The sequence below is a fragment of the Streptomyces sp. CA-106110 genome (assembly GCF_050936285.1).
Taxonomy (GTDB): Bacteria; Actinomycetota; Actinomycetes; order Streptomycetales; family Streptomycetaceae; genus Streptomyces.
In genome coordinates this window covers 5869050-5889508 of record NZ_JBNJNB010000001.1, presented here as the reverse complement: position 1 = coordinate 5889508, position 20459 = coordinate 5869050, and the positions used below count along the sequence as shown (strand labels likewise).

Sequence of the window (20459 nt, the reverse complement as noted above, 5' to 3'; positions counted from 1 at the left end):
GCTGGGGGGCACATGGCAGGACGTGCAGACGGATGCGAAGCCTGTCGCAAAAGTGATGCCTGTCGCGTACAACCCTGGCGCGTGGAGACGTGTCCAACTGGCGTGGCAGAGGTACTCGAATTCACCGCGGTACGGACGAGGGGCGCGGCCCTGCGTCCACCCAGTCGTCCCCGCTTGCCCGGCGGCATGCCGGTGATCGCCCCCATGCCCACAGCGCGGCCTACCCGCATCCCCAATCAGCGCGAGAGCGCGGACGAGTCGGCGGTGGCCGGCACCACGGTCGACCATCTCACCGAGACCTACCGCGCCCACTACCGCTCCCTCCTCGGCCTGGCGGCGCTCCTCCTCGACGACACCGCGTCCTGCGAGGACGTCGTCCAGGAGGCGTTCATCCGCGTCCACTCGGCACGCAAGCGCGTCCGTGACCCGGAGAAGACGCTCGCGTACCTGCGTCAGACCGTGGTCAATCTGTCGCGTTCGGCACTGCGCCGCCGCATCATCGGTCTCAAGCTGCTCTCCAAGCCCATGCCGGACATGGCGAGCGCCGAGGAAGGCGCGTACGACCAGCTGGAGCGCGACTCGCTGATCAAGGCGATGAAGGGCCTCCAGCGCCGTCAGCGCGAGGTCCTGGTGCTGCGCTACTTCGCGGACATGACCGAGGCCCAGGTCGCGGCGACACTGGGGATCTCGCTGGGGTCGGTGAAGGCCTACGGCTCGCGCGGCATAGCGGCGCTCCGTATCGCCATGGGGGCACCGGCATGAGCGGCCACGAGGAGCGTCGCGCCGCCTCCTGGGGCAGCGACGCCCATCAGCAACACCAACACGAGCCCTATGAGTGGCATGAGCCGACAGACCGGCCCGAGCTCCCCGAGGACGAACACAAGCAGCATGCTGGGAACGGAACTGTGAGCCACCGACCCGACGACCAAGGCCAGTACGAAGCCGGACCGGACCACGCCGCCCCCGACGCGACCGAATCCGACCGCTTGGCACGGGGACGCGGTGACGTCGAGGGCCGGGGCGACTCGGGTGCCGGTTCTGGCGCTGCGGGAGGCTTCGGCACCGGGGCGGACCCGGACGACGGGCGCGGTCCTTTCGGCGACGCCGTCGAGGGGCTGGACGCGGGGCGGGACCGGCTCATGGCGGCGCTCGCAGGACTCGACCGCGGTGACTCCCCGACCGAGGGGAGCGCGGCCGGTCCCGACGAGCCGGAAGCGGCACCCGAGGATCTCGGTTCGGACGAGTTGGCGCTGCGCCGGATGCTGCATCAGGCAGTGCTCGAGATCGAGCCGCGCGACGGCGCTCTGGAGCATCTGCGGCGCGCGGTTCCGGCCCGCCGCGCGCGGAAGCGGCAGGCGCTGGTCGGCATGGCGGCCGCCGCCCTGTTCATCGGTACGGCGATCCCCGCTCTCGTGCACGTCTCGAACGCCACCGGCTCTGACGCCGACCCCTCCATGGCCGCACAGGCCTCACAGGCCCAGGGCGGCACCAACCAGGGCAAGGGCCCGGACGGTGGATCCAACGGCGCCGTCGGCTCCTCGGACACCACCAAGGGTGCGGGGGGCAAGGAAGGCGAGAAGGGCAAGGACGACAAGGGCAAGGGCGTCGGCAGCGGGCCCACCGACGGGGTCGGGCCGACCGCCTCGACGGAGAGCGCACCCACCTGCACGGCGGTACAGCTCGGCGGTGCGACCGGCACCGCGGGCGCCCCGGACGCCACCGGTGTGGTCTACGGCACCTTCCGCGTGACCAACATCTCCACCACGACCTGTACCGTCTCCGGCGCCGGCAACGTGTCCACCGCCGCCCAGGGTGCCGCGGACGCGTCCAAGATCAGCGTGGTGAACCACACCGCGGGCGACCCGGCCACCGGACTGCCCGCCCCGTCCCAGGAAGTCACCTCCCTGGTGCTCAAGCCCGGGGCGGCGTACGAGGTCAAGTTCGCCTGGGTCCCGTCCGAGACCTGTCCCACCACGGGCGGCAACACCGGCGGCCCGACCCCGGACCCGTCCCCCTCGACCAGCGCGCCGAGCGGCAGCACGGGCTCGGGCAGCAGCGGCACAGCACCGCAGCTGATGCTGGAGGACGGCGTGGCCGACGGCAGTGTGGTGGTCTCCCACACGCCGGAGATCGGCTCCGCCTCGGCCACGGCGACGGTCACCAACGCGTGCGCCGGCACGGTCTACCGCACGGGAATGCTTTCGCCGACGCCCTGAAGCCTGGGCACGGCCCGGCTCCCTCCCATTCGGGGGGCAAGCCGCCTCGGGCCGGGGGCCGGGGGGCCAGCGGCCGGGCAGAGGCCTGGCGCGGGGGCTGAGCGGGGTCCGGGTGTGGGCGTGCGCGTGCGGTGGAGCGGGTGCCGGTCGTGGCGTGCGGGGCTGGGAGCGGGTGCCAGCGGGTGCCAGTGTCGTGGCGTACGGGGGCTCAGCAGGGCCCGGTAGCGGCGTGAGGGCGCGTGCCAGCGGTGGTGTAGGGCCGGACAGGCCAGGGCCGCGGTGTGAGCTTGGGGCGGGCGCCAGCCGTGGCCGTCGGGCCAGGCGAGTCCCGTGTGTGGCGTCAGCGTCCTCTGGAGCGGGTTCAGGCCGTCGCGGTGGGGGCCTGGCTCTCGGCGGTGGCTTCTTCGCCCTCGGCCGTCTTGCCTCCGGTCTCCTCGGCCCCGGTCCGCCCCACAGGGCCGTCCTCCGGACCGTCGTCCCCGGCGGTCCTCGCCCCGGAGCCCGTTCCTTCCGTTCCCTCCGCCACGAGCCCCAGCTCAGCGTCCCGGGCGTACTCGACCTCGCGTCGCAACAGCCTGAACCACATGAAGACCGTGAAGCCCGCGAAGACGAACCACTCGCCGGTGTAGCCCAGGTTCTGGAACGCCTTCAGATCAAGTCCGGACCCCTGGGGTGCCGTCGCCGGCACGGCCTTCATACCGCTGTCCGCCCTGTCGAGGGTGATCCAGGCGTCGTAGAGGTCGTACGGCACCAGATTGACCAGCGAGGCCGCGCTGATCGCCGCGGTCTGACCGGTGGGCAGCCCGCCGGCCGCGCCCACCCCGTTCGCGCCGGGGCTCTCGGACGCCTGCAGGGCTCCGGTGACCGTGACCTCGCCGGTAGGCGCGGCCGGCGCCTTGGCGGGGTTCGCGTCACCCGGCAGCCAGCCCCGTACGACCGGCAGCGCCTTGCCCGAGTCGGTCTGCAGCATGGTCAGCACGTAGAAGCCGCGCCTGCCGTCCAGCTCACGCTCCGGTACCAGCAGCTGCTTCCCGTACCGCCCCTTCGCCGTGGCCTTCATCCCGGATGTCCGCTGGTCCACCGGCAGCAGCTCGCCGAGCGGCCGGGCCGCCTCCTTCTGGTCCGCGGCGGCCCGCTCTGTCTGGGTCCTGTGGTCCTGGACCCGGGCCTCGAACCGGCTCAGCTGCCATGACCCCATGAAGATGCAGAAGGGGATGGCCAGCAGCACGAAGACGTTGATCCCCCACCAGCGGGACGTCAGCAGAAACCGGTACACGCCTTAAACGGTACGGGGCCGCCCTGGCGGATCACCCCGTGGGGGGTCTGTGGCCCGCCGGTGTGCCCCGTTGGACGAGGCGCCGGAGGGCGGAGGTCGGCCCGTCTGCAAGAGGTGGCTACGTGGCTACGGTGCACGTGTGCATGCCCCGTACTCCCCCGCTCGGCCACACCTACCCGTTCGCCACCTGGCCGGCCGACCGCCGCCCTCGGACAGGTGACGTCGAGGCGTCACCTGTCCGAGGGCCACTTCCCGGTCACCGCACTCCGGCGTCACACCGCCCTGTGCCGTCCGCCTCTATGCCACGGTCGCCGCTCCCTTCACCTCCTCCGCTGCCGTCCCCAGGTTCCGCGCGGCGAAGTCCAGCTCCAGCCGTACCTGCTTGATCCGCTCGTCCACCACCAGCGAGCCGTGTCCGGCGTCGTACCTGTAGACCTCGTGCACCGCATCGCGTGCCGTCAGCCGGTCCACATAGTTCTCGACCTGGCGGATCGGGCACCGCGGGTCGTTCACCCCGGCAGAGATGTACACCGGTGCCTTCACCGCGTCGACGTACGTCAGCGGCGACGAGGCCTCGAACCGCTCCGGCACCTCCTCGGGTGTGCCCCCGAGCAGTGTCCGGTCCATCGCCTTCAGCGCCTCCATCTCGTCGTGGTACGCCGTGACGTAGTCCGCGACCGGGACCGCCGCGATACCGATGGTCCACGCGTCCGGCTGCGTACCGAGCCCGAGCAGCGTCAGATACCCGCCCCACGAACCACCCGTCAGGATGAGCCGCTCCGGATCCGCGAGCCCGGACGACACCGCCCACTCCCGGACCGCCGCGATGTCCTCCAGCTCGATCAGCCCGACCCGGTGCTTGAGCGCGTCCGTCCACTCACGCCCGTATCCCGTCGAGCCGCGGTAGTTGACCCGCACGACCGCATACCCGTGATCCACCCAGGCCGCCGGACCCGCCGCGAACGAGTCGCTGTCGTGCCAGGTCGGGCCGCCGTGGATGTCGAACACCGTCGGCAGCGGCCCGCTCGCCCCGGCCGGTCTCTGCACCAGCGCGTGGATACGGCCGCCCGGCCCTTCCACCCACAGGTCCTCGACGGGCACCGACTCCGGTGACTTCATCCCCGGCGGATCCAGCACGACGTCGCCCGACGTCGACCGCACCACCGGCGGCTCGGCCGCCGACGACCACAGGTACTCCACGCTCCCGTCGGGGCGCGCGGTGGCCCCCGACACCGAGCCCGGGGGAGTCGGCACCCGTGTTAGCTCCCGTGCCGCCAGGTCGTAGCGGAACAGCTCGCTGCGCGCCTCGAAGCTGTGCACGATCAGCAGCGCGGAGCCGTCGGGATACCACTCCGCGGCCACGTCACCCGGCAGCTCGAGCGCCAGGTCCGTCTCCTCGCCCGAGGCGACGTCCCACACCATCGGCTCCCACCGGCCGCGCCGCTGGTGCCCGACCAGCAGCCGTGTGTCGCCGTCGACCGGTGCGAAGCCCAGCACCTCCAGGCCCAGCTCGGCCGTACCACCCTTGGTGTCGTCCAGCTCCGCCACCGTCGAGCCGTCCGGCCGCAGCACACGCAGCGCGGAGTGCATCGCGTCGCCGTGCTCGGTGTGCTCGAGGGCGATCAGCGAGCCGTCCCGCGAGAAGTCGCCCACGCCGGCCGACTCCCGGTGCCGGTAGATCTCCACCGGGTCCCCATCGTTTCGCACGAGGTGGATCGTGGACCCGTCCTGGTCGGTCGAACGGCCCACGACCGCCGTCTGCCCGTCGCGCCCGATCGCGAGCCCGGCCGGGTATGAGGGCTCGAGCCCGGGAGCCGCCGGCTCGTCGGTCCCGGAGTCCTTGCCGGATGCGCCGGGCGCGAACCGCTGGCGTCTCCAGATCCCGAACTCGTCGCCGTCCGTGTCGTCGAACCACCAGATCCACTCGCCGTCCGGCGAGAGCAGGCCGTCCGTCGTGCCGTTCGGCCGGTCCGTGACCTGGCGCTGCGCGCCCGTGACCCGGTCCCACGCGTACAGCTCGTACGTCCCCGTCGCGTTGGAGACGAACAGCGAGCGGTGCGGCGCGTCCTCCGCCCAGTCGGGCAGCGACACCCTCGGCGCCCGGAAGCGCTTCTCCCAGTCCGGCATGTCCGCGTCGCGCTTCGGCGAGCTGGACCCGTTGCTCTCAGTCATGGCCCCATAGTGCCTGGCCCCGCCGACTTTCCGCGGGCAAGGTCCCGAGCCTGTGGACAACTCCTCGGCAAACCGCCTTGACCAGGCGTGATCACGGAGTCCGTAAGGACTGGCGACGTGCGTGGCCCATGTGGCGTGGTTCGGCGTGCGTGACGGTGTTCGGCGTCCGCGGTGTGGCCTCTGCGGCGCCCTCGGCATCCGAGGCGCTCGTCTCTGTGGCTCGTGTGCCTTGCGTCACCTGAGGCGCTCGCCACTGCAGCGTGCGTGGCTTGCGCGGGTTCCGTGGCGTGGGTGGCTTGCGCGCCCTGCGTGAGGAGGGCCGTCCGCGTGGCAGGGGCGTGGACGACTCGGGCCCGAGGCCCGCACCCGACGGCTCCGCAACCCCGCCGAGATCCGATGTGCGCAGGTCAGAACCGATTGTCAGTGGCGGGATGCACACTCGCGACATGACCTCGATGACCGATCTGCGTAAGACCGTGGAGAGCTTCTGGGCCGCCGCGGAGGCCCGTGAATGGGACGCGTTCGCTGCCACGCTGGCCGAGGACGTCGTCTACACCCTGCCGCAGACGCGCGAGCGCATCCGCGGGCGGGAGAGGTACGTCCAGTTCAACCGCGAGTACCCGGGCGACTGGCACCTGCGCGTCGAGCGCGTCGTCGCCGAGCCCGACCAGGTCGTCACCTGGCTGTACGTCACGGTGGGCCTGGACGAGATGTACGGCATCACGTTCTTCACGGCCGACCGGGAGGGACATATAGCCACGGTGACGGACTTCTGGCCCGAGCCGTACGAGCCGCCGAAGGGCCGCGAGCACTTGGCCGAGCGTTTCTGACGGCCGCGGGGCGGCTGCTCGCCCTTGGTCGCGCGCTCCGTTTCCTACGCGCCGGCCGGCTCGCGGCGCCTGCGGCCGAGGAGTTCGGCCAGGCCACGGCGGGTCGCCGCCAGGACCACCCGGTCCTCGGGGCGCAGGACATAGGTGGCCGGCAGGTCCCAGACCAGACCCGAGGCCTGGGTGGGGGAGTCCGTCTCGGGGTCCGGCGTCTGGTTCCATTCATCGGGCGCCGCGGTGTCCAGGGCCAGCACACGCCACGCTCCCGCACGGAACGCCTCGGCGACCGTCTGTCCCTCCAACTGGGGATGGCCGCCCACGTCCACGGAGGCGAACAGCAGCACCCGCCGCTCCACCGGGATCGCACCGAGGATCTGCCGCCCCAGCATGGCTCCGGCGAACGCGGGCGCGGCCAGGTGGGACACGCTGCGGCTGCGGGTCACCGCGTGCGGGTACGCGACACGCAACGTGCGGTAGACCGCGGTCGCGAAGTCGTCGTCGTACAGACGCAGGACCACCTGCAGGTCGGGCCGTACGGACCGTGCGTACAGAACGGCCTCGAGGTTCGTGGTGTCGGCGCTGGTCAGCGCGAGCAGCGCATGGGCTCGATGGATCTTGGCGGCCTCCAGGACGCCTTCCTGCGTCACGTCCCCGAGTACGACGGGCACCCCCAGCCGGCGTGCCGTGGCGAGTCCGCGTGCCTCGGGATCGCCCTCGACGCACACCACGGGAATCCTCAGTTCGCGCAGCCGGGTCATGACCCGTGTGCCGATCTTTCCGACGCCGAGCAGCACGACGTGCCCGGACAGGCCGCGTGCCGGTTTCCGCAGCGCGGACCCGCTGCGGAACGTGCCGAGCGCCTCAAGCACGGCGGCCAGCAATACGGGCAGCAGCAACAACCCCATCAGCCCGGACAGCAACTGCAGAATCTGCCGTCCGAGAGGTTCACCGATGGCCGGGTTGTTGATGGCGAACAGGTCGAGCAGCGTCAAGTACGTGGCTTGCAGCGGGGGTTCGCCGGTCACTGCCATCGACGCGACGGCGAGTGCGACGACACACCCCACGACACCGGCGACCGACCAGCGCAGCCGCCGCGACAGCAGCGAGGCGAGCGGGACGACGCTGCGCCCGGCCGGCAGCGCGGGTCCCGCGTAGGAGACGGTCTCCAGGACGATGGTGCCGCGTCCGGTGGCCGCCGCGACCGCCCTTTCGTCGGGCAGGAGTTGGGGCCCCTGCTCACCGCTTCCCTCCGGGCCGTAGGCTCCGGCCGGATCGTTGGTCGTCGCGGACAGCAGCGCCAGTGTGCACAGTCCGGGGTCGGCGACCTGGCCCGGTCCCGGTGGCGGTCGCTCGGCGGCCCGCAGGATCAGCCCGTCGGTCTGTACGACCTTGGTGGTGCCGGCGACGGCGGTCGCGGCCAGCGCCGGCGCCGCGGTGTCGGCGTCGGACAGGACGGTCGTGGAGGCGTCGAAGCCCTCGGACTCCACGTCGGGCTCGCCGGAGGCCAGCGCGGCGGCCTGGTCGAGGAGCGCCTCGATGTGCTGCCCGAGTCGCCGGTTGTAGAGGCGCAGGACAAGCCGGAGTCGCGGGTTGAGGCGACGGGCGGTGAGCGCGGCGCGGATGTTGGTCTCGTCGTCGTCATAGACGAGTGCCAGCGCCGTCGCCCGTTCCACTCCTGCCTCGGCGAGGACGGCCTCGGACGCTTCGAAAGCCTCCAACGTCGTTATGTCGGAAGGCGTTCCGGCGGTGCGGTTCGTCGTTCCCGTCGTGCGGCTCCCCGCTCCCGGGACGCGTCCGTCCGCACCGCTGCCGTGACCGTTTCCCCCGTTGCCGTTGCCTGCCGCCCGTGTGACCGCGGCGGAGACCCGGTCCAGCAGTCCCGAGGCGCGAGCGCGGCCCACCACCGGCTGCCGTGCGAGCCGTTGGGAGGGCGGCACGACGAGCGTCACCTGCTCGTCGTACACCCCGCGCAACTCGGCGGCGAGCCGGTGCGCGAGCCCGTCGTCGCCGCACACCACCATGTGCGCGACGGGGTCGCTCGAACCATTCTGTTGCGGAACGCCTGCCACGGGGAGAAAGACTGCCTTACTGATGGTGCTGGTTCCATAGGGGTGCGGGGCGTGACGGGCGCCGGGCCGGGACCGGCCGCAGGGCACCGTGGGTGCCGCCGCCCGCCGGCTGAGAGCGTCCGGCCCAAAGCGGGACTTGTGGGTCGCTCCCCACCGGGAGAGACTTCCACAGCCTTGTGGATCCACACACCTGTCCTGGGAGCAAGCCTGATGTTCGGCATGAGTGAGCTGGCCGTGGTCCTCCTGGTGGTGGTCGTGGTCCTCGGGATCAAGAAGCTGCCGGAACTGGCGCGTTCGGCGGGAAAGGCGACGCGGATCTTCAAGAGCGAGGCGAAAGCACTGAGGGAACAGGACGACGGAGCGCCCGGCGAGGGCCGTGTCATCCAGGGCACAGTGGTGGGTCGGGAGGACCCGGCAAAGCGCCCCTGAACGGCTCGCCTTCCTGAGCAAAGTGGTCGACTCGCCCATACGGCGCAGGAGCCCGTTCGGTGAAGCGCGCGGCTGCATGCCGTGAGCCATACTCGTGTGTATGCCTCGACCGCGGCCACGGATGGGAGCGCACGTCCCAGATCCGGCACCTGGCTCGGAATGCGGAGGTCGTTCCATTCGAATAGTCAGGCCCGGACGAGTGGCATCGGCTTGCCCCGCCACAGGGAGCGAGGCGGCCGGATCGCGGAGTGCTCGGCGAGGGGAGGGGCCGCCACTGGCCGGATTAGTCCCTTAGGGGGCCTTTCATGGCTGTGGAAAATCCGCCCTTGGTAAGACCCTCCCGTCTCAGGAGCCGAGGTGGCCTCTTCGGTGAATGCCTCGCAGAATTCCTGGGGACGTTCGTGCTCGTCTCCTTCGGGTGCGGCTCGGTGGCCACGGCGGTTGCGGCACTGCCGGGATCGGGCCGGACCGCGGGACCCACCACCATCTTCGTCGCCGCAGGTGACTGGCTCCTCATCACCTGGGGCTGGGCCCTGGCCGTGGCCTTCGGCATCTACGTGGCCGGCGGGGTCAGCGGCGCACACCTGAATCCGGCGGTCACGCTCGCTTTCGCGGTGCGTCGCCGATTCCCCTGGCCCAAGGTCCCGTCGTACATGTTGTCGCAGCTGGTGGGTGCGTTCGCCGGGGCTGCGCTGGTGTATGCCGTGTACCACGACGCGATCAACACCTTCGACCGTGCCATGACGGGACCGAAGACGAACGGTCACACCCTCGCCACCTTCTCGATCTTCGGAACTTTCCCCGCGCAGTACTTCCACGGCGGCGTCTGGGGACCGCTGGTGGATCAGATCGTCGGCACGGCGTTCCTGGTCATGTTCGTGGTGGCGGTGGTCGATCTGCGCAACACGGCGGTGAAGGCCAACCTCGGGCCACTGGTGATCGGCTTCGTCGTCGCGGCCGTGGGGATGTCGTACGGCGCGAACGCCGGCTACGCCATCAACCCGGCCCGCGACTTCGGGCCGCGTCTGTTCACCTGGCTGGCGGGGTGGCAGGAACTTGCGCTGCCCGGCACGCTGGCCGGTTCCTTCCACGACTACTTCTGGATCCCCATCGTCGGACCTCTTGTCGGCGGCGTGATCGGCGTTCTGGTCTATGACCTGTTCATCGGTGACGTCCTGCACATCCGGGCGCAGTCGAACGCGCCCCCCGAGCCCGGCCAGGCCGGTCCGGTGCGGACCTCGGACGAGGAGTGACCGGAGGGGTCAGGCGTGATCGGTGAATCGCTCAGGGACGCGTCCGGTGTAGTGGCTCGATGCGGCTTCGGAGCTGGTCGATGCGGCATCGAAGCTGGTCAGTGGCCTGTTGTGGACCCGGCCGAAAACACCTGCCGCAGGTAAAGTGGAACAAGTCCGGCAGCCGCACAGGCGCAGGCGGCTGCGCGCTGGGAACGCGACGGTACTGGATGGCGGGCATGGGTGCTCCCTTGAGAACTCGTTCCACAGCAGCGGACACCCCTTTGGGCACCTCGACCGCCGTGGCCGTGGCCGACGGCGCGGGGGTGGTGCGGGGATGGAGCGAGGGAGCTGCGAAACTTCTCGGCCACTCGATCCCGGAGGCGCTGGGCAGACCCCTGTCGGACCTGATCCGACCCGTGGAAAGTGCGGCGCATCAGGCGGACACCCCTGACCTTGCCGCGCGGCTCGGATCACCACAGGGCTGGGAGGGCCGGCAGACCGTACGCCATCGCGACGGCCATCATCTCGACCTGGAGATCAAGATCCTGCCCCTCCAGGACTCCGGCGACTGCTCACTACGCCTTGTCCTCGCCTCCGACGCGACTCGGACCTGGTGGTCGAGCGCCAGCCGGTCCCTGCTGGAAGGGATCACCCACACCGCGCCGGTAGGCATGATCATGCTCGACACCGAGCTGCGGCCCACCTGGGTGAACGACGCCATGGAGCACCTGTGCGGCATCCCCCGCGAGCGTTTCCTCGGGCGGCGCCTGGGAGACGTCCTGCCAGGCCTGGACATAGAGCACACCGAAGCGGAGATACGCCAGGTTCTGGAGACCGGCCGCCCCTCGATGGGCTGTGAATACTTCGGCCACGTCCTGTCCGATCCGGACCAGGTCAGCTACTCCACCTCGTGCTTCCGCCTGGAGAGCGAGGACGGCGAGCCGCTGGGCGCCTGCTACATCGTCCTGTCCACCACCGAGCACTACCGCGCCCGGGAGAAGCTCACGCTCCTGAACGAGGCCCGCAAGCGCATGGGCAGCACGCTGGACATCCCGCGCACAGCACAGGAACTGGCCGACGTCGCCGTCCCTGGACTCGCCGACCACGTCACGGTCGACCTCCTCGACTCGGTGCTCCGCGGCGAAGAGCCCCCACCCGGCCCCACCGACGCCACCACCGCGGCCTCCCTCCGCTGTGCCGGACACCGCTCCCTCCGGAGAGGCGCTTCGCCGCCCGTCCCGTTGGGTCAGCCATGCGGCTACCCCTCGTCATCGCCCATCGCACGAGCTCTGATCGACGGCGCCGCCGCACTGATCCCGGCACTGGACCCCATGGACCGCCACCTGGCCGCCGAGGACCCCGCCCGCAGCGCCCACCTGCGCGACCTCGACTTCGGCACCCACTCCCTGATGATCGTGCCCATCTGCGCACGCGGCACCACTCTCGGAGCGGTCACCATCGGCCGCTGGCAGCCCAAAGGGCCGTTCCAGCCCGACGACCTGGTCCTCGCGGAAGAGCTGGTCGGACACGCCGCGGTCTGCATCGACAACGCCCGCCGCTACACCCATGAGCACGCTGCCGCACTGGCCCTCCAGCGCAGCCTCCTGCCCCGGGAACTGCCCGAACAGAGCGCCGTCGACGCCGCCTACCGCTACCTGCCGGCCGACATGGAAGCCGGCGTGGGCGGCGACTGGTTCGACGTCATCCCGCTCTCCGGAGCCCGCGTCGCCCTGGTCGTCGGCGACGTCGTCGGACACGGCATGCACGCCGCCGCCACCATGGGACGCTTCCGCGCGGCCGTACAGACCCTTGCCGACATCGACCTCGCCCCCGACGAAGTACTGGCCCACCTGGACGACATGGTCAGCCGGATCGCCGAGGAGGCCGGCGACGAATCCGGCGTGACCGGAGCGACCTGCCTCTACGCGGTCTACGACCCGGTGAGCCGCCTGTGCACCCTCGCCCGCGCGGGCCACCCCTCGCCGGTACTCGTCGCTCCCTCCGGCGCCGCCCGGCTCATGGACCTTCCGAGCGGCCCTCCCTTGGGCCTCGGCGGTCTGCCGTTCGAATCCACTCAGATGACGGTCCCCGAAGGCAGCATCCTCGTCCTCTACACCGACGGCCTCATCCACAGCCCTTCCCTCGACGCCGACCAAGGCGTCCAGCAGCTACTGGACGCCCTGTCCGCGCCACAGACCCAGCTGGAGGACGTCTGCGACGCAGCGGTCGGAAAGCTCTGGGCCAACCGGCCGGGAGACGACGCGGCACTGCTCCTGGCGCGCACCCACGCCCTGGGCGAGGACAACGTCGCCTCCTGGGACATCCCCAAGGATTCCGTCGCCGTCGCTCCGGCCCGCACCGAGGCAGACCGGCAACTCGCGGCCTGGGGGTTGGAGGACCTCGCCTTCACCACGGAACTGGTGGTCAGCGAACTCGTCACCAACGCCATCCGCTACGCCTCGGAACCCATCCGGCTGCGTATGATCCGCGACCGCACCCTCATCTGCGAGGTCTCCGACGGCAGCAGCACCTCACCTCACCTGCGGCACGCCCGGACGACCGACGAGGGCGGCCGCGGCCTCTTCCTGATCGCCCAATTCGCCCAGCGCTGGGGCACCCGATACGACAGGAACGGCAAGACCATCTGGTCCGAACAACCCCTCCAGCCCACCGGGCCCGCATACGACTCCAGCTTCGACGCCTTCGCGGACCTCGACGCTCTCGGAGACCTCGGCGCCCACGACGTCGAAGACCCAAGTGGAGAGAGCCGGCGCAAACCAGCAGAAACCAGACCCATCTGATGGGATTCAGCCACGCCGCGCTACGACTGGGCGCCGACGCCCGACGGCGGCTGTCCCTTCGTCCAGATCGGCCGGACCACCACGCGGCTGAAGCGCCAGCCGTCGGGGGTGCGGCGGAGATCAGCCTCGAAGCGGCCGCCCACTGTGAACAGAGGGTCGGCGTCACCGCCGCGCTCCTGGAGCGTGGCGTCATGATGGACGTGGGTCATCAGGGCATTCCACGAGGCGGTGGCCCGCTCCGCCCCGGCGTCTGCATCGGTGATGATCCCGGAGGCGATGTGCTGAGTGCGGTCGTAGCGCTCGAGCGCCTCCTCTGCGGCGCGGATGGCCTCGGCACCCTGGGACGTCCCTAAGGGTGTTTCCATACGCGCGTCGTCCGTGAGGAAGTCGCGGGTCCAGTCCGCCGCGAACTTCCGTTCGTCCAGAACCCGGAAGAACCGGTCGACGAGCATGCTGATCTCCGCGTGATCCGTCTGCGTAGTCATGATCAGAGCCTCTTACCTCAAGGGGACTTGAGGTCAAGCTCGCCTGTGGCCGATTCGCAGAAGGAGAATCCGCGCGGTGGTACGGAGCCGCGGAACGGCACTTGCGAGTTCGAGCAGCGACCGGGCCGGGGTTCGCCGGATCCGCGTACATAACCTCCGTGATTCCAGGCCCCATCCGGCGGCTCTTCCTGCTTGTGTTTGCCCTCCTTGCCGCCGATCAGGTCGGCCGACGAGAATCAGAGGTCGCTGTAGTCCGCTTCTGTACAGCAACTTCCGCCGCCGGCGTTCAACTTGCGAAGATCGAACGAGCGGTGCTTCCCCAGCCGCCGTCGACACCAGACGGATGCCCGCACAGGTGGCATTAGACTCCCGGCCGACGTCGAACGCGGCCGAGTCGGCCGAGGGGTTTCCAGGGGGCGCATGGTCTGGTCATTGCTGCGCCGGCGTCGGGAGCGCCCTACGCCCAAGCTCCCGCTACCCGGCCCATGCTGGCAACGGCGGCACACCCTGTACATGGCGCGCCTCCTCTTCTACACCCCGGAGACGTCGCTGGACCTTGCCGCCGCCGCGGCCGCCGGCTCGGACCCTGAGGCCCAGCGATGGCTCGGGTGGGACAAGGGCATCGTGACCGACGCGCACGTCCGCGAGGCAGTGCTCCAGCTACGTCCCGGTGACACCAACTCCCTTCGTTCGTCCCCGGTGGCCCAGCGCCTGCTGGCCCATCCCTTCGAACCCCGCCCCGACCAGGGAGAGATACTGATCGGCGTGCGCCTGGACGATGGCAGATACGCCGGGGTCACAGGGCTGGATGTCAGCACCGGGGAGATCGGCGGGTGGCTGGCCCCGCATGCGCGTGGCCAGGGGTTCGGCGCGGAGTTGTTCGGGGCCGCTGCGATCCTCGGCCATGCTCACCTGGGACTTCAGACGGTGCGGGCAGGACACGAGACGACGAACACCGCGTCCGCGCGGGCGCTGGCGGGCGCCGGCTTCGTCGCGGACGACGGGCCGCCACGCCACACCCTGGCGGACGGCCGCGAGATCGACTCTCGCTGGCTGCGGCATACGGCCGCGGAGCCGACCTCCCGCTGCCGCGGCACCGTACCCGCAGCACCCCGCGGGTGAAGATCGGCACCGGCTGGCAGGGCTACAAGGCCCTCTACTGACGGCCTCGCCCGAGACCGCGCGGCCGGGGGCGCCGCGTCCCAGGGCATGGGCCTGGCGGCCATGCAGGAGCGCGCGGACCTGCTGGACGCGTATCTCGCCTTCTCCAGCGTGCCCGGCGCGGGGACCCGGGTGAGGCTGCGGGTGCCGTACGACCGGTGACGTGGCGGGCCCGGCGCCGAGCGGACCCGCTGGACGGAACCTGCCAAGTGTGGCCCACATCCGGCCTGCCGGGCGACGGCACCACGTCGACGACGCCCCGCCTCACCCGAGGCGGGGCGTGCGCCGGAGCACTCTGGCGGCAGTCAGCTACAGCGTGTCCACAGGCGCGCTACTCCGACATCACGCGGGAGATGCGCGAGGGCCTGTTGGCGGACCTCACCGCCGAGAGGAAAGCGACTCTCGATGCTCGGCTCGCGTTGGGTCCTGGCGCGTCATCGTCCTCATCGACAGGCACAACTCCATCGTGCTCCGGAGTGATGATGTGGCGTGGGCCGTCAGACGGGACAGCCGGGCCCGGTGGCGGGGCTGGCGCATGTGTTGTTGCCAGGACCACCGTCATTGAAGTTGTTGCCAGGACCACCGTCGAGGGTGTCGTTGGCTTCGCCGCCGAAGACGGTGTCATTGCCGTCGTCGCCGTGGAGGTTGTCGTCGCCGTCGCCGCCGTTGAGGCTGTCGTCGCCTTTGCCACCGGAGAGGCTGTCGTTTGCGGCGCCGCCGTTGAGGCTGTCGTTGCCGCTGCCGCCGTCGAGGTTGTCGTTGCCAGTGCCGCCGAAGATGACATGTTCGTGCCTGATGATCAGCAGGACGGCGAGGGTGGGCTCGTCACCTCACCGCCAGGCGCCCACGGTCGTCAGGAGCCGATGGAGGTCGTGGGCGGCTTCGGCGGTGGCGAGGGTGGCGGCCGCCAGGACGGCCGCGGTCGTGATGGTGAGGGCTGGGTGGCGCCTTAGGGGCGGTGCCAGGAGCGCGGCGACGCGGCGCGGCACCGGGCCCGCCTTGGCCAGCGGACCGCGGCGGCCCAGGATGCCGAGGGTGGCGCTCGTTGCTCGGGTAAGTGCTGGGAGTTGGTGGGCGGCGAGGGCGGCCTTGCCGACGGTGCGGGCGACGCGCTTGCGGTCGCCGGTGGCGGTGGCGGCGTTCTCGTCGGCCCAGCGTTCGATGGTGTAGGTGACAGCGGTGGCAAGCGGGCGCAGTAGGGGGTTGGCGGCGGCGCCGAACTGGGCGAGGGCGACGAAGGCGTAGTGATGGGCGGTCAGGTGGGCGCGTTCGTGGGCGAGCAGGATGTCGTGCTCGGCTTCGTCCAGGGTGTCCAGCATGCCGGTGGAGACAACGACCCGGCCGGGGAGTCCGGGGAGGGCGTAGGCATCCGGGGCATCGTCGTCGAGGACGACGATGCCATCGCGCGCAGGCATGCAGGCGGCATCCACCGCGGCGACCGCCAGCGTGTGTGCGCGCCGCCAGAGCATCCGGACGGCAGTCAGCAGGGCACCGCCGAGCAGCAGGCCGGCAACGAGCGCGACAGAGAGCTGGGCGGGGTCATCCCGCTGCGCGGAGTGGGTCGACCAGTGTCCGAGACCTGCGAGGAGAGGGATGCGGATCAGGCCGGTGATCGCCAACAGGCCGAGGGAGATCGTGCTCGCCGTTCCCAGCACGAGCGCCGAGACGGTGAGCAGCCACGTGGCGAGGCGGGGTTCGCAGCGCTCGGAAAGGGGCCGTGCGCCCAGAGGGGCGACAAGGGAGAGCAGCAGCGGCAAATAGACGGCGATGTGCATCCGGGCGGGTGCCTCTACCGGTCAGGGTCCTGTTCGGTGCCGAGCACCTGGCGCAGCAGATCAGCATCGGTGTCGGACAAGGTGTCGGCAAAACGGGCGAGCACGGCCTCGCGGTCGGGGCGTTCCTCCAGCACGGTGTGCATCCGCTGGGCGGCGAAGCCGGCGTCGTCGGTGACGGGGGCGTAGGCGTAGGCCCTCCCGCGCGCCGTGCGGGTCAGTACGCCCTTGACGTACATGCGGGTGAGGATCGTGACCACGCTGTTGTAGGTCAGCTCGCCGCCGAGGCGTTCGGTGACCTCGCCAGGGGTCAACGCGGTGTCTGACTGCTGGAGGTGGTCGAGGATCTCGGCCTCGCGAACGCCGTTGGCCCGCCTGTGCCTCCGGTCCCGTGTGATGTCGCCCATGGGATGTGTTGTCCCCTCCCGGTCTTCGTCAGTCAGGCAGAACTTTTACGGCCGTGTAGAAGGCCGATCATGTCCCGAGTGTGCCATGTGTTCGGACCTGGCGGCAGCCCCGCTTGGGTGCCGTGCGGCGGAGAAGCGCAGTGGCGGCATGTGTCCAGGGTGGCGCGGCGCTGTCGTCACGGGGCGCCCTCGGGCCCTCACAAGCATGGCTTGCGGCCCATCCACCTCATCTCCTGCATTCGCGTAGAACTTCTACAGCAGTGTAAAAGCAACCCCGCTCCAGGCGAGGGTGGCCTTCGACGCCCTGCCTTCCCCTCAGTGCTCGACGACGAGGAGGCGGCCTCGGCTTGTCGGACTCTGTCTGCGCGTGGCGCCTGCCATGGGGTTTGCCGTTCCCTGTTTTATCTTTTACAGTCGCGTAGAACTTTTATTGCCGTGTAAAAGCTTTCGTGTTCCGAGTCTGTCATGCGTCTGCTCCCCGAAGGACGGCGCGAGCGGGAAAGGACCTGTGGTGCCCCAGGCCATCAACCCATTGGACGCCACGTCCCTGCTGACCGCGTTCGGCAGCGCGGGCATCTTCCTGGTGCTGTTCGCCGAGACCGGGCTGCTGGTCGGCTTCTTCCTGCCGGGCGACTCCCTACTGTTCACCGCCGGACTGCTGTGCACCGGTACAGGCAGTGTGCGACTCGCCCTTCCCGGTGTGCTGGTCTCCGCCGTGGCCGGAGCGTTGCTCGGAGCCCAGGCCGGATACCTGATCGGCCGCCGTGCCGGTCGCACGCTGCTGGGCCGCACTCGTAACCGGCACTTGGCCGAGGGCGTGGCCCGCGCCGAAGACCTGCTCGCCCGCTATGGCCATCGAAAGGCCATTGTGCTCGCCCGCTTCATTCCCGTGGTGCGCACGGTGCTCAATCCGCTCGCCGGCATCGTCCGGATACCCGCGCGCACGTTCACGCTCTGGCAGGCCGTCGGCGGGCTGGTGTGGACGGTCGGACTGGTGCTCGGCGGCTACGGCCTGGGCGCGACCATCCCGAACGTCGACCACTACCTGCTTCCCCTGGTCGGAGTGATCGTCGCCGTCTCCCTGCTGCCGCTCGTCTTGGAGGTACTGCGGGGTCGCCGCCGTGCCCGTACAGCCGAACAGCCGCCACGGGGGACCGCCCTGTGAAGATCACCTTCCTGATCCACGACATCTACGGGATCGGAGGCACCAACCGCACCACTCTCAATCTCGCCTCCGCGTTCGCCGACCGCCGCCACGAGGTGACGATCGTGTCCCTGCGGCGGCACCGCACCCGCCCCCGCTTCCCCGTAGATCCCCGGGTAACGCTGGTGCCCCTGGTCGACGTACGCAAGGACTCCGCCGACCTGGCGGACCCACTGCTGCACGATCCCGCCCGGGCTTTCCCCACAGCCGAGAAGCGCCATCACCAGTACAGCCGCCTCACCGACCGGCGGGCCGAGGAGTACTTGCGCGACTGCGACGCGGACGTGGTCGTCGGCACCCGGCCGGGCCTCAACGTCTACCTGGCCCGCTTCGCCCCCACCCACGCGCTGCGCATCGCCCAGGAACACCTCACCCACGACACTCACAGCCCCAAACTCCGCGCCCAGTTCGCCCGCCACTACCGTCGCTTGGACGCCCTGGTCACCACGACCGAGGCCGACGCCGCTGTCTACCCGGGCCCGGACGCGGTTGCTGGGCGTCAGGGTCGTGGCCATCCCCAACGGCGTACCCAAACCGGTCCTCCCGCCCGCCGACGGCACGTCCAAGGTCATCGCCGCGGCCGGGCGCCTGGCCCGCACCAAGCGGTTCGACCTGCTCATCGAGGCGTTCACCGACGTCGCGGCCAAGCATGCCGACTGGACCCTGCGCATCTACGGGTCCGGGACCGAGCAGGAGCGGTTGCAGCAGCTGATCGACGAACAGGGCCTGGCCGGCCGGGCGGTGCTGATGGGCGTCGTCTCGCCGATCGAAGCCGAGTTCGCTCGCGCGGCGATCGTCGCCTCCGCCTCCGACGCCGAGTCCTTCGGGATGACCATCGTCGAAGCGATGCGCTGCGGGGTGCCGGTGGTCGCCACCGACTGCCGCTCGGTCCTGCCGAGATCATCCACGACGGCGTCGACGGACGTCTGGTCCCCATGGGCGACCGCCAGGCGCTGGCCACCGCCCTGCTCGACCTCATCGCGGACGAGCCCGGCCGCCGCCGCATGGGGGAGGCTGCCCGCACAGCCGCCCGCCGCTTCGATCCTGCCCGCGTCGCGACCGCTTACGAGGAGCTCTTCGCCGAGCTCGCCGCCACCCGGCGCGCCCGAGCCTGGCAGCGCGGCACGGCCCGGTGGCGCATCAGAATCGGCCGAGCCCCGCGCAGACTGCGCCCCTGAACCAGGCGCCCACGCCTTCATTACCCTGCCGCACCACCGTGTGCGCTCCCGTCACGTCCGCCAAACGACATCCGCCCACCGCAGAGTTGGATCCCATGAGCGCAATAAGCATCGGCCAAGCCGTCATCCTCGGAGTGGTCGAGGGAATCACGGAATTCCTGCCGGTCTCCTCCACCGGCCACCTGAAGATCACCGAAGGGCTGATGGGTATACCGGTCGACGACACATCCGTGGTCGGCTTCACTGCCGTCATCCAGGTCGGCGCCATCGCCGCCGTGCTGGTGTACTTCTTCAAGGACATCGTGCGGATCGTGTCCGCTTGGAGCCGTGGCCTGCGCAACCGTGAGGAGCGGTACCACCACGACTACAAGTTCGCCTGGTGGGTCATCTACGCCACGATCCCGATCGTGGTCGTCGGCCTGGCCGCGAAGAAGCTCGTCGAAGGGCCGCTGGGCTCACTGTGGGTGGTGGCAGCTTCGCTGATCGTCGGCTCCGGTGTGATGTGGGCGGCCGACCAGATGGGCCGGCACAAGCGCGGGGAGGACGACACCACATTCAAGGACGCGATGCTGGTGGGCAGTTCGCAGATCCTCGCGCTGCTCTTCCCCGGCTTCTCCCGCTCCGGCGCCACCATGTCCACCGCGCTGGTCCTCGACCTGGACCGGGTGGCGGCCACACGTCTGTCGTTCTTCCTCGGCATTCCGGCCCTCACCGGCGCGGGCCTGTACGAGCTGAAGGACGCCGTCGGTGCCGGAGTCGGCGCCGTGCCGCTTGCCGTCGGCACCGCCGTCTCCTTCGTGGTCGCCTACGCCTCCATCGCGTGGCTGCTGAAGTTCGTCGCCCGGCACTCGTTCAACGCTTTCGTGATCTATCGGATCGTCATCGGGGTGGGACTGCTGGGGCTGCTGGCCACCGGGGTGCTGAACGCCTGACGATGCCGAGCCGGCCACGGACGCAGAACCACCAGACGGCTGGCTCATCCTGTGATCAAGCTGGCCCCGGAGCCGTTCGGCACCGGGGCGCAGTCTGGCCTGAACTGCGGGAGTGCTCCGCGCAGTACTCACCCACACGCTTTGCGCGGGCACCATCACCCTGTCCTCCGCCCGCAGCGCCATCAAGAACAACTGGACCACGAGCCCTGCAGGTCACCCGAATCGGCTGACCCTGCCAACTGCCGGGACATCCAGGCCACGCGGGCTGGATGTCCCGGCAACAAGCGTCGAGTCC

The 20459-nt window shown here is 70.4% G+C and carries 16 protein-coding genes and 1 pseudogene; 10 read left to right on the top strand and 7 right to left on the bottom strand.

Annotated features, from left to right (window positions below; all coding sequences use genetic code 11):
• The first annotated feature begins 102 nt into the window (after positions 1-102).
• Both ACQEXA_RS27145 and ACQEXA_RS27140 read left to right on the top strand, forming a co-directional pair.
• Complete coding sequence (locus ACQEXA_RS27145) at positions 103-762, top strand: SigE family RNA polymerase sigma factor (RefSeq protein WP_359395695.1); 660 nt, start codon at positions 103-105, stop codon at positions 760-762.
• Positions 759-2216, top strand: coding sequence for a hypothetical protein (locus ACQEXA_RS27140; RefSeq protein ID WP_432930582.1), 1458 nt, complete (start codon positions 759-761; stop codon positions 2214-2216). The genes ACQEXA_RS27145 and ACQEXA_RS27140 overlap by 4 nt, the downstream gene beginning before the upstream one ends.
• Positions 2217-2577: 361 nt before the next feature.
• On the opposite strand, the gene ACQEXA_RS27135 is transcribed toward ACQEXA_RS27140, so the two are convergent.
• Positions 2578-3492 (bottom strand): SURF1 family protein, encoded by a 915-nt coding sequence (locus ACQEXA_RS27135; RefSeq protein ID WP_432930584.1) that lies wholly within the window; start codon positions 3490-3492, stop codon positions 2578-2580.
• A gap of 297 nt (positions 3493-3789) precedes the next feature.
• Positions 3790-5664 (bottom strand): S9 family peptidase, encoded by a 1875-nt coding sequence (locus ACQEXA_RS27130; protein WP_432930586.1) that lies wholly within the window; start codon positions 5662-5664, stop codon positions 3790-3792.
• Positions 5665-6119: 455 nt separating this feature from the next.
• Between ACQEXA_RS27130 and ACQEXA_RS27125 the strand changes: the two genes are divergently transcribed.
• Entirely contained in the window at positions 6120-6494 is a 375-nt protein-coding gene (locus ACQEXA_RS27125; protein ID WP_432939370.1) for a nuclear transport factor 2 family protein, read from the top strand.
• 44 nt (positions 6495-6538) lie between these two features.
• Here the strand turns inward: ACQEXA_RS27125 and ACQEXA_RS27120 are convergent, their stop codons facing one another.
• Positions 6539-8512: an NAD-binding protein gene (locus ACQEXA_RS27120; protein WP_432939373.1), complete on the bottom strand. Its 1974-nt coding sequence runs from the start codon at positions 8510-8512 to the stop codon at positions 6539-6541.
• A gap of 267 nt (positions 8513-8779) precedes the next feature.
• On the opposite strand from ACQEXA_RS27120, the gene ACQEXA_RS27115 reads away from it, so the two are divergent.
• The 3 genes from ACQEXA_RS27115 to ACQEXA_RS27105 all read left to right on the top strand — a co-directional run bounded on the left by ACQEXA_RS27115 (position 8780) and on the right by ACQEXA_RS27105 (position 13025).
• Positions 8780-8989, top strand: a complete 210-nt coding sequence (locus tag ACQEXA_RS27115) for a twin-arginine translocase TatA/TatE family subunit (protein WP_432930587.1) — start codon at positions 8780-8782, stop codon at positions 8987-8989.
• Between the two features lie 305 nt (positions 8990-9294).
• The gene (locus ACQEXA_RS27110) at positions 9295-10242 is read left to right on the top strand and encodes an MIP/aquaporin family protein (RefSeq protein ID WP_433131329.1); all 948 of its coding nucleotides are present in this window, start codon (positions 9295-9297) and stop codon (positions 10240-10242) included.
• Between the two features lie 263 nt (positions 10243-10505).
• Complete coding sequence (locus tag ACQEXA_RS27105; RefSeq protein WP_433131326.1) at positions 10506-13025, top strand: SpoIIE family protein phosphatase; 2520 nt, start codon at positions 10506-10508, stop codon at positions 13023-13025.
• 20 nt (positions 13026-13045) lie between these two features.
• Here ACQEXA_RS27105 and ACQEXA_RS27100 read toward each other — a convergent pair whose 3' ends face one another.
• A complete protein-coding gene (locus ACQEXA_RS27100) occupies positions 13046-13510 on the bottom strand; it encodes a nuclear transport factor 2 family protein (RefSeq protein ID WP_433131324.1) in 465 nt (154 codons plus the stop codon).
• A 513-nt stretch (positions 13511-14023) separates the two neighbouring features.
• On the opposite strand from ACQEXA_RS27100, the gene ACQEXA_RS27095 reads away from it, so the two are divergent.
• Positions 14024-14632 (top strand): GNAT family N-acetyltransferase, encoded by a 609-nt coding sequence (locus ACQEXA_RS27095; RefSeq protein WP_432930595.1) that lies wholly within the window; start codon positions 14024-14026, stop codon positions 14630-14632.
• Between the two features lie 536 nt (positions 14633-15168).
• Here the strand turns inward: ACQEXA_RS27095 and ACQEXA_RS27090 are convergent.
• The 3 genes from ACQEXA_RS27090 to ACQEXA_RS27080 are packed head-to-tail and all read right to left on the bottom strand — an operon-like array spanning position 15169 to position 16850.
• Complete coding sequence (locus tag ACQEXA_RS27090) at positions 15169-15450, bottom strand: calcium-binding protein (protein ID WP_433134628.1); 282 nt, start codon at positions 15448-15450, stop codon at positions 15169-15171.
• 51 nt (positions 15451-15501) lie between these two features.
• On the bottom strand, positions 15502-16446 hold the full coding sequence (locus tag ACQEXA_RS27085) for a M56 family metallopeptidase (RefSeq protein ID WP_433131322.1): 945 nt from the start codon (positions 16444-16446) through the stop codon (positions 15502-15504).
• A gap of 14 nt (positions 16447-16460) precedes the next feature.
• Entirely contained in the window at positions 16461-16850 is a 390-nt protein-coding gene (locus ACQEXA_RS27080) for a BlaI/MecI/CopY family transcriptional regulator (protein WP_433131320.1), read from the bottom strand.
• 511 nt (positions 16851-17361) lie between these two features.
• Here ACQEXA_RS27080 and ACQEXA_RS27075 point away from each other — a divergent pair.
• From ACQEXA_RS27075 to ACQEXA_RS27065, 3 genes and pseudogenes are all read left to right on the top strand, one after another.
• Positions 17362-18015, top strand: coding sequence for a DedA family protein (locus tag ACQEXA_RS27075; protein WP_432930601.1), 654 nt, complete (start codon positions 17362-17364; stop codon positions 18013-18015).
• Positions 18012-19232: pseudogene (locus ACQEXA_RS27070) on the top strand (glycosyltransferase family 4 protein). Before ACQEXA_RS27075 ends, ACQEXA_RS27070 begins: the two are co-directional and overlap by 4 nt.
• 95 nt (positions 19233-19327) lie before the next feature.
• The gene (locus tag ACQEXA_RS27065) at positions 19328-20164 is read left to right on the top strand and encodes an undecaprenyl-diphosphate phosphatase (protein WP_432930603.1); all 837 of its coding nucleotides are present in this window, start codon (positions 19328-19330) and stop codon (positions 20162-20164) included.
• The last annotated feature ends 295 nt before the right edge of the window (positions 20165-20459 follow it).

Coding starts and splice junctions, on each gene's coding strand:
- ACQEXA_RS27140 (WP_432930582.1), top strand. CDS start 759: ATGAGCGGCCACGAGGAGCGTCGCGCCGCCTCCTGGGGCAGCGACGCC.
- ACQEXA_RS27130 (WP_432930586.1), bottom strand. CDS start 5,664: ATGACTGAGAGCAACGGGTCCAGCTCGCCGAAGCGCGACGCGGACATG.
- ACQEXA_RS27125 (WP_432939370.1), top strand. CDS start 6,120: ATGACCGATCTGCGTAAGACCGTGGAGAGCTTCTGGGCCGCCGCGGAG.
- ACQEXA_RS27120 (WP_432939373.1), bottom strand. CDS start 8,512: ATGGTGGTGTGCGGCGACGACGGGCTCGCGCACCGGCTCGCCGCCGAG.
- ACQEXA_RS27115 (WP_432930587.1), top strand. CDS start 8,780: ATGAGTGAGCTGGCCGTGGTCCTCCTGGTGGTGGTCGTGGTCCTCGGG.
- ACQEXA_RS27110 (WP_433131329.1), top strand. CDS start 9,295: ATGGCTGTGGAAAATCCGCCCTTGGTAAGACCCTCCCGTCTCAGGAGC.
- ACQEXA_RS27100 (WP_433131324.1), bottom strand. CDS start 13,510: ATGACTACGCAGACGGATCACGCGGAGATCAGCATGCTCGTCGACCGG.
- ACQEXA_RS27095 (WP_432930595.1), top strand. CDS start 14,024: ATGGCGCGCCTCCTCTTCTACACCCCGGAGACGTCGCTGGACCTTGCC.
- ACQEXA_RS27085 (WP_433131322.1), bottom strand. CDS start 16,446: ATGCACATCGCCGTCTATTTGCCGCTGCTGCTCTCCCTTGTCGCCCCT.
- ACQEXA_RS27080 (WP_433131320.1), bottom strand. CDS start 16,850: ATGGGCGACATCACACGGGACCGGAGGCACAGGCGGGCCAACGGCGTT.
- ACQEXA_RS27065 (WP_432930603.1), top strand. CDS start 19,328: ATGAGCGCAATAAGCATCGGCCAAGCCGTCATCCTCGGAGTGGTCGAG.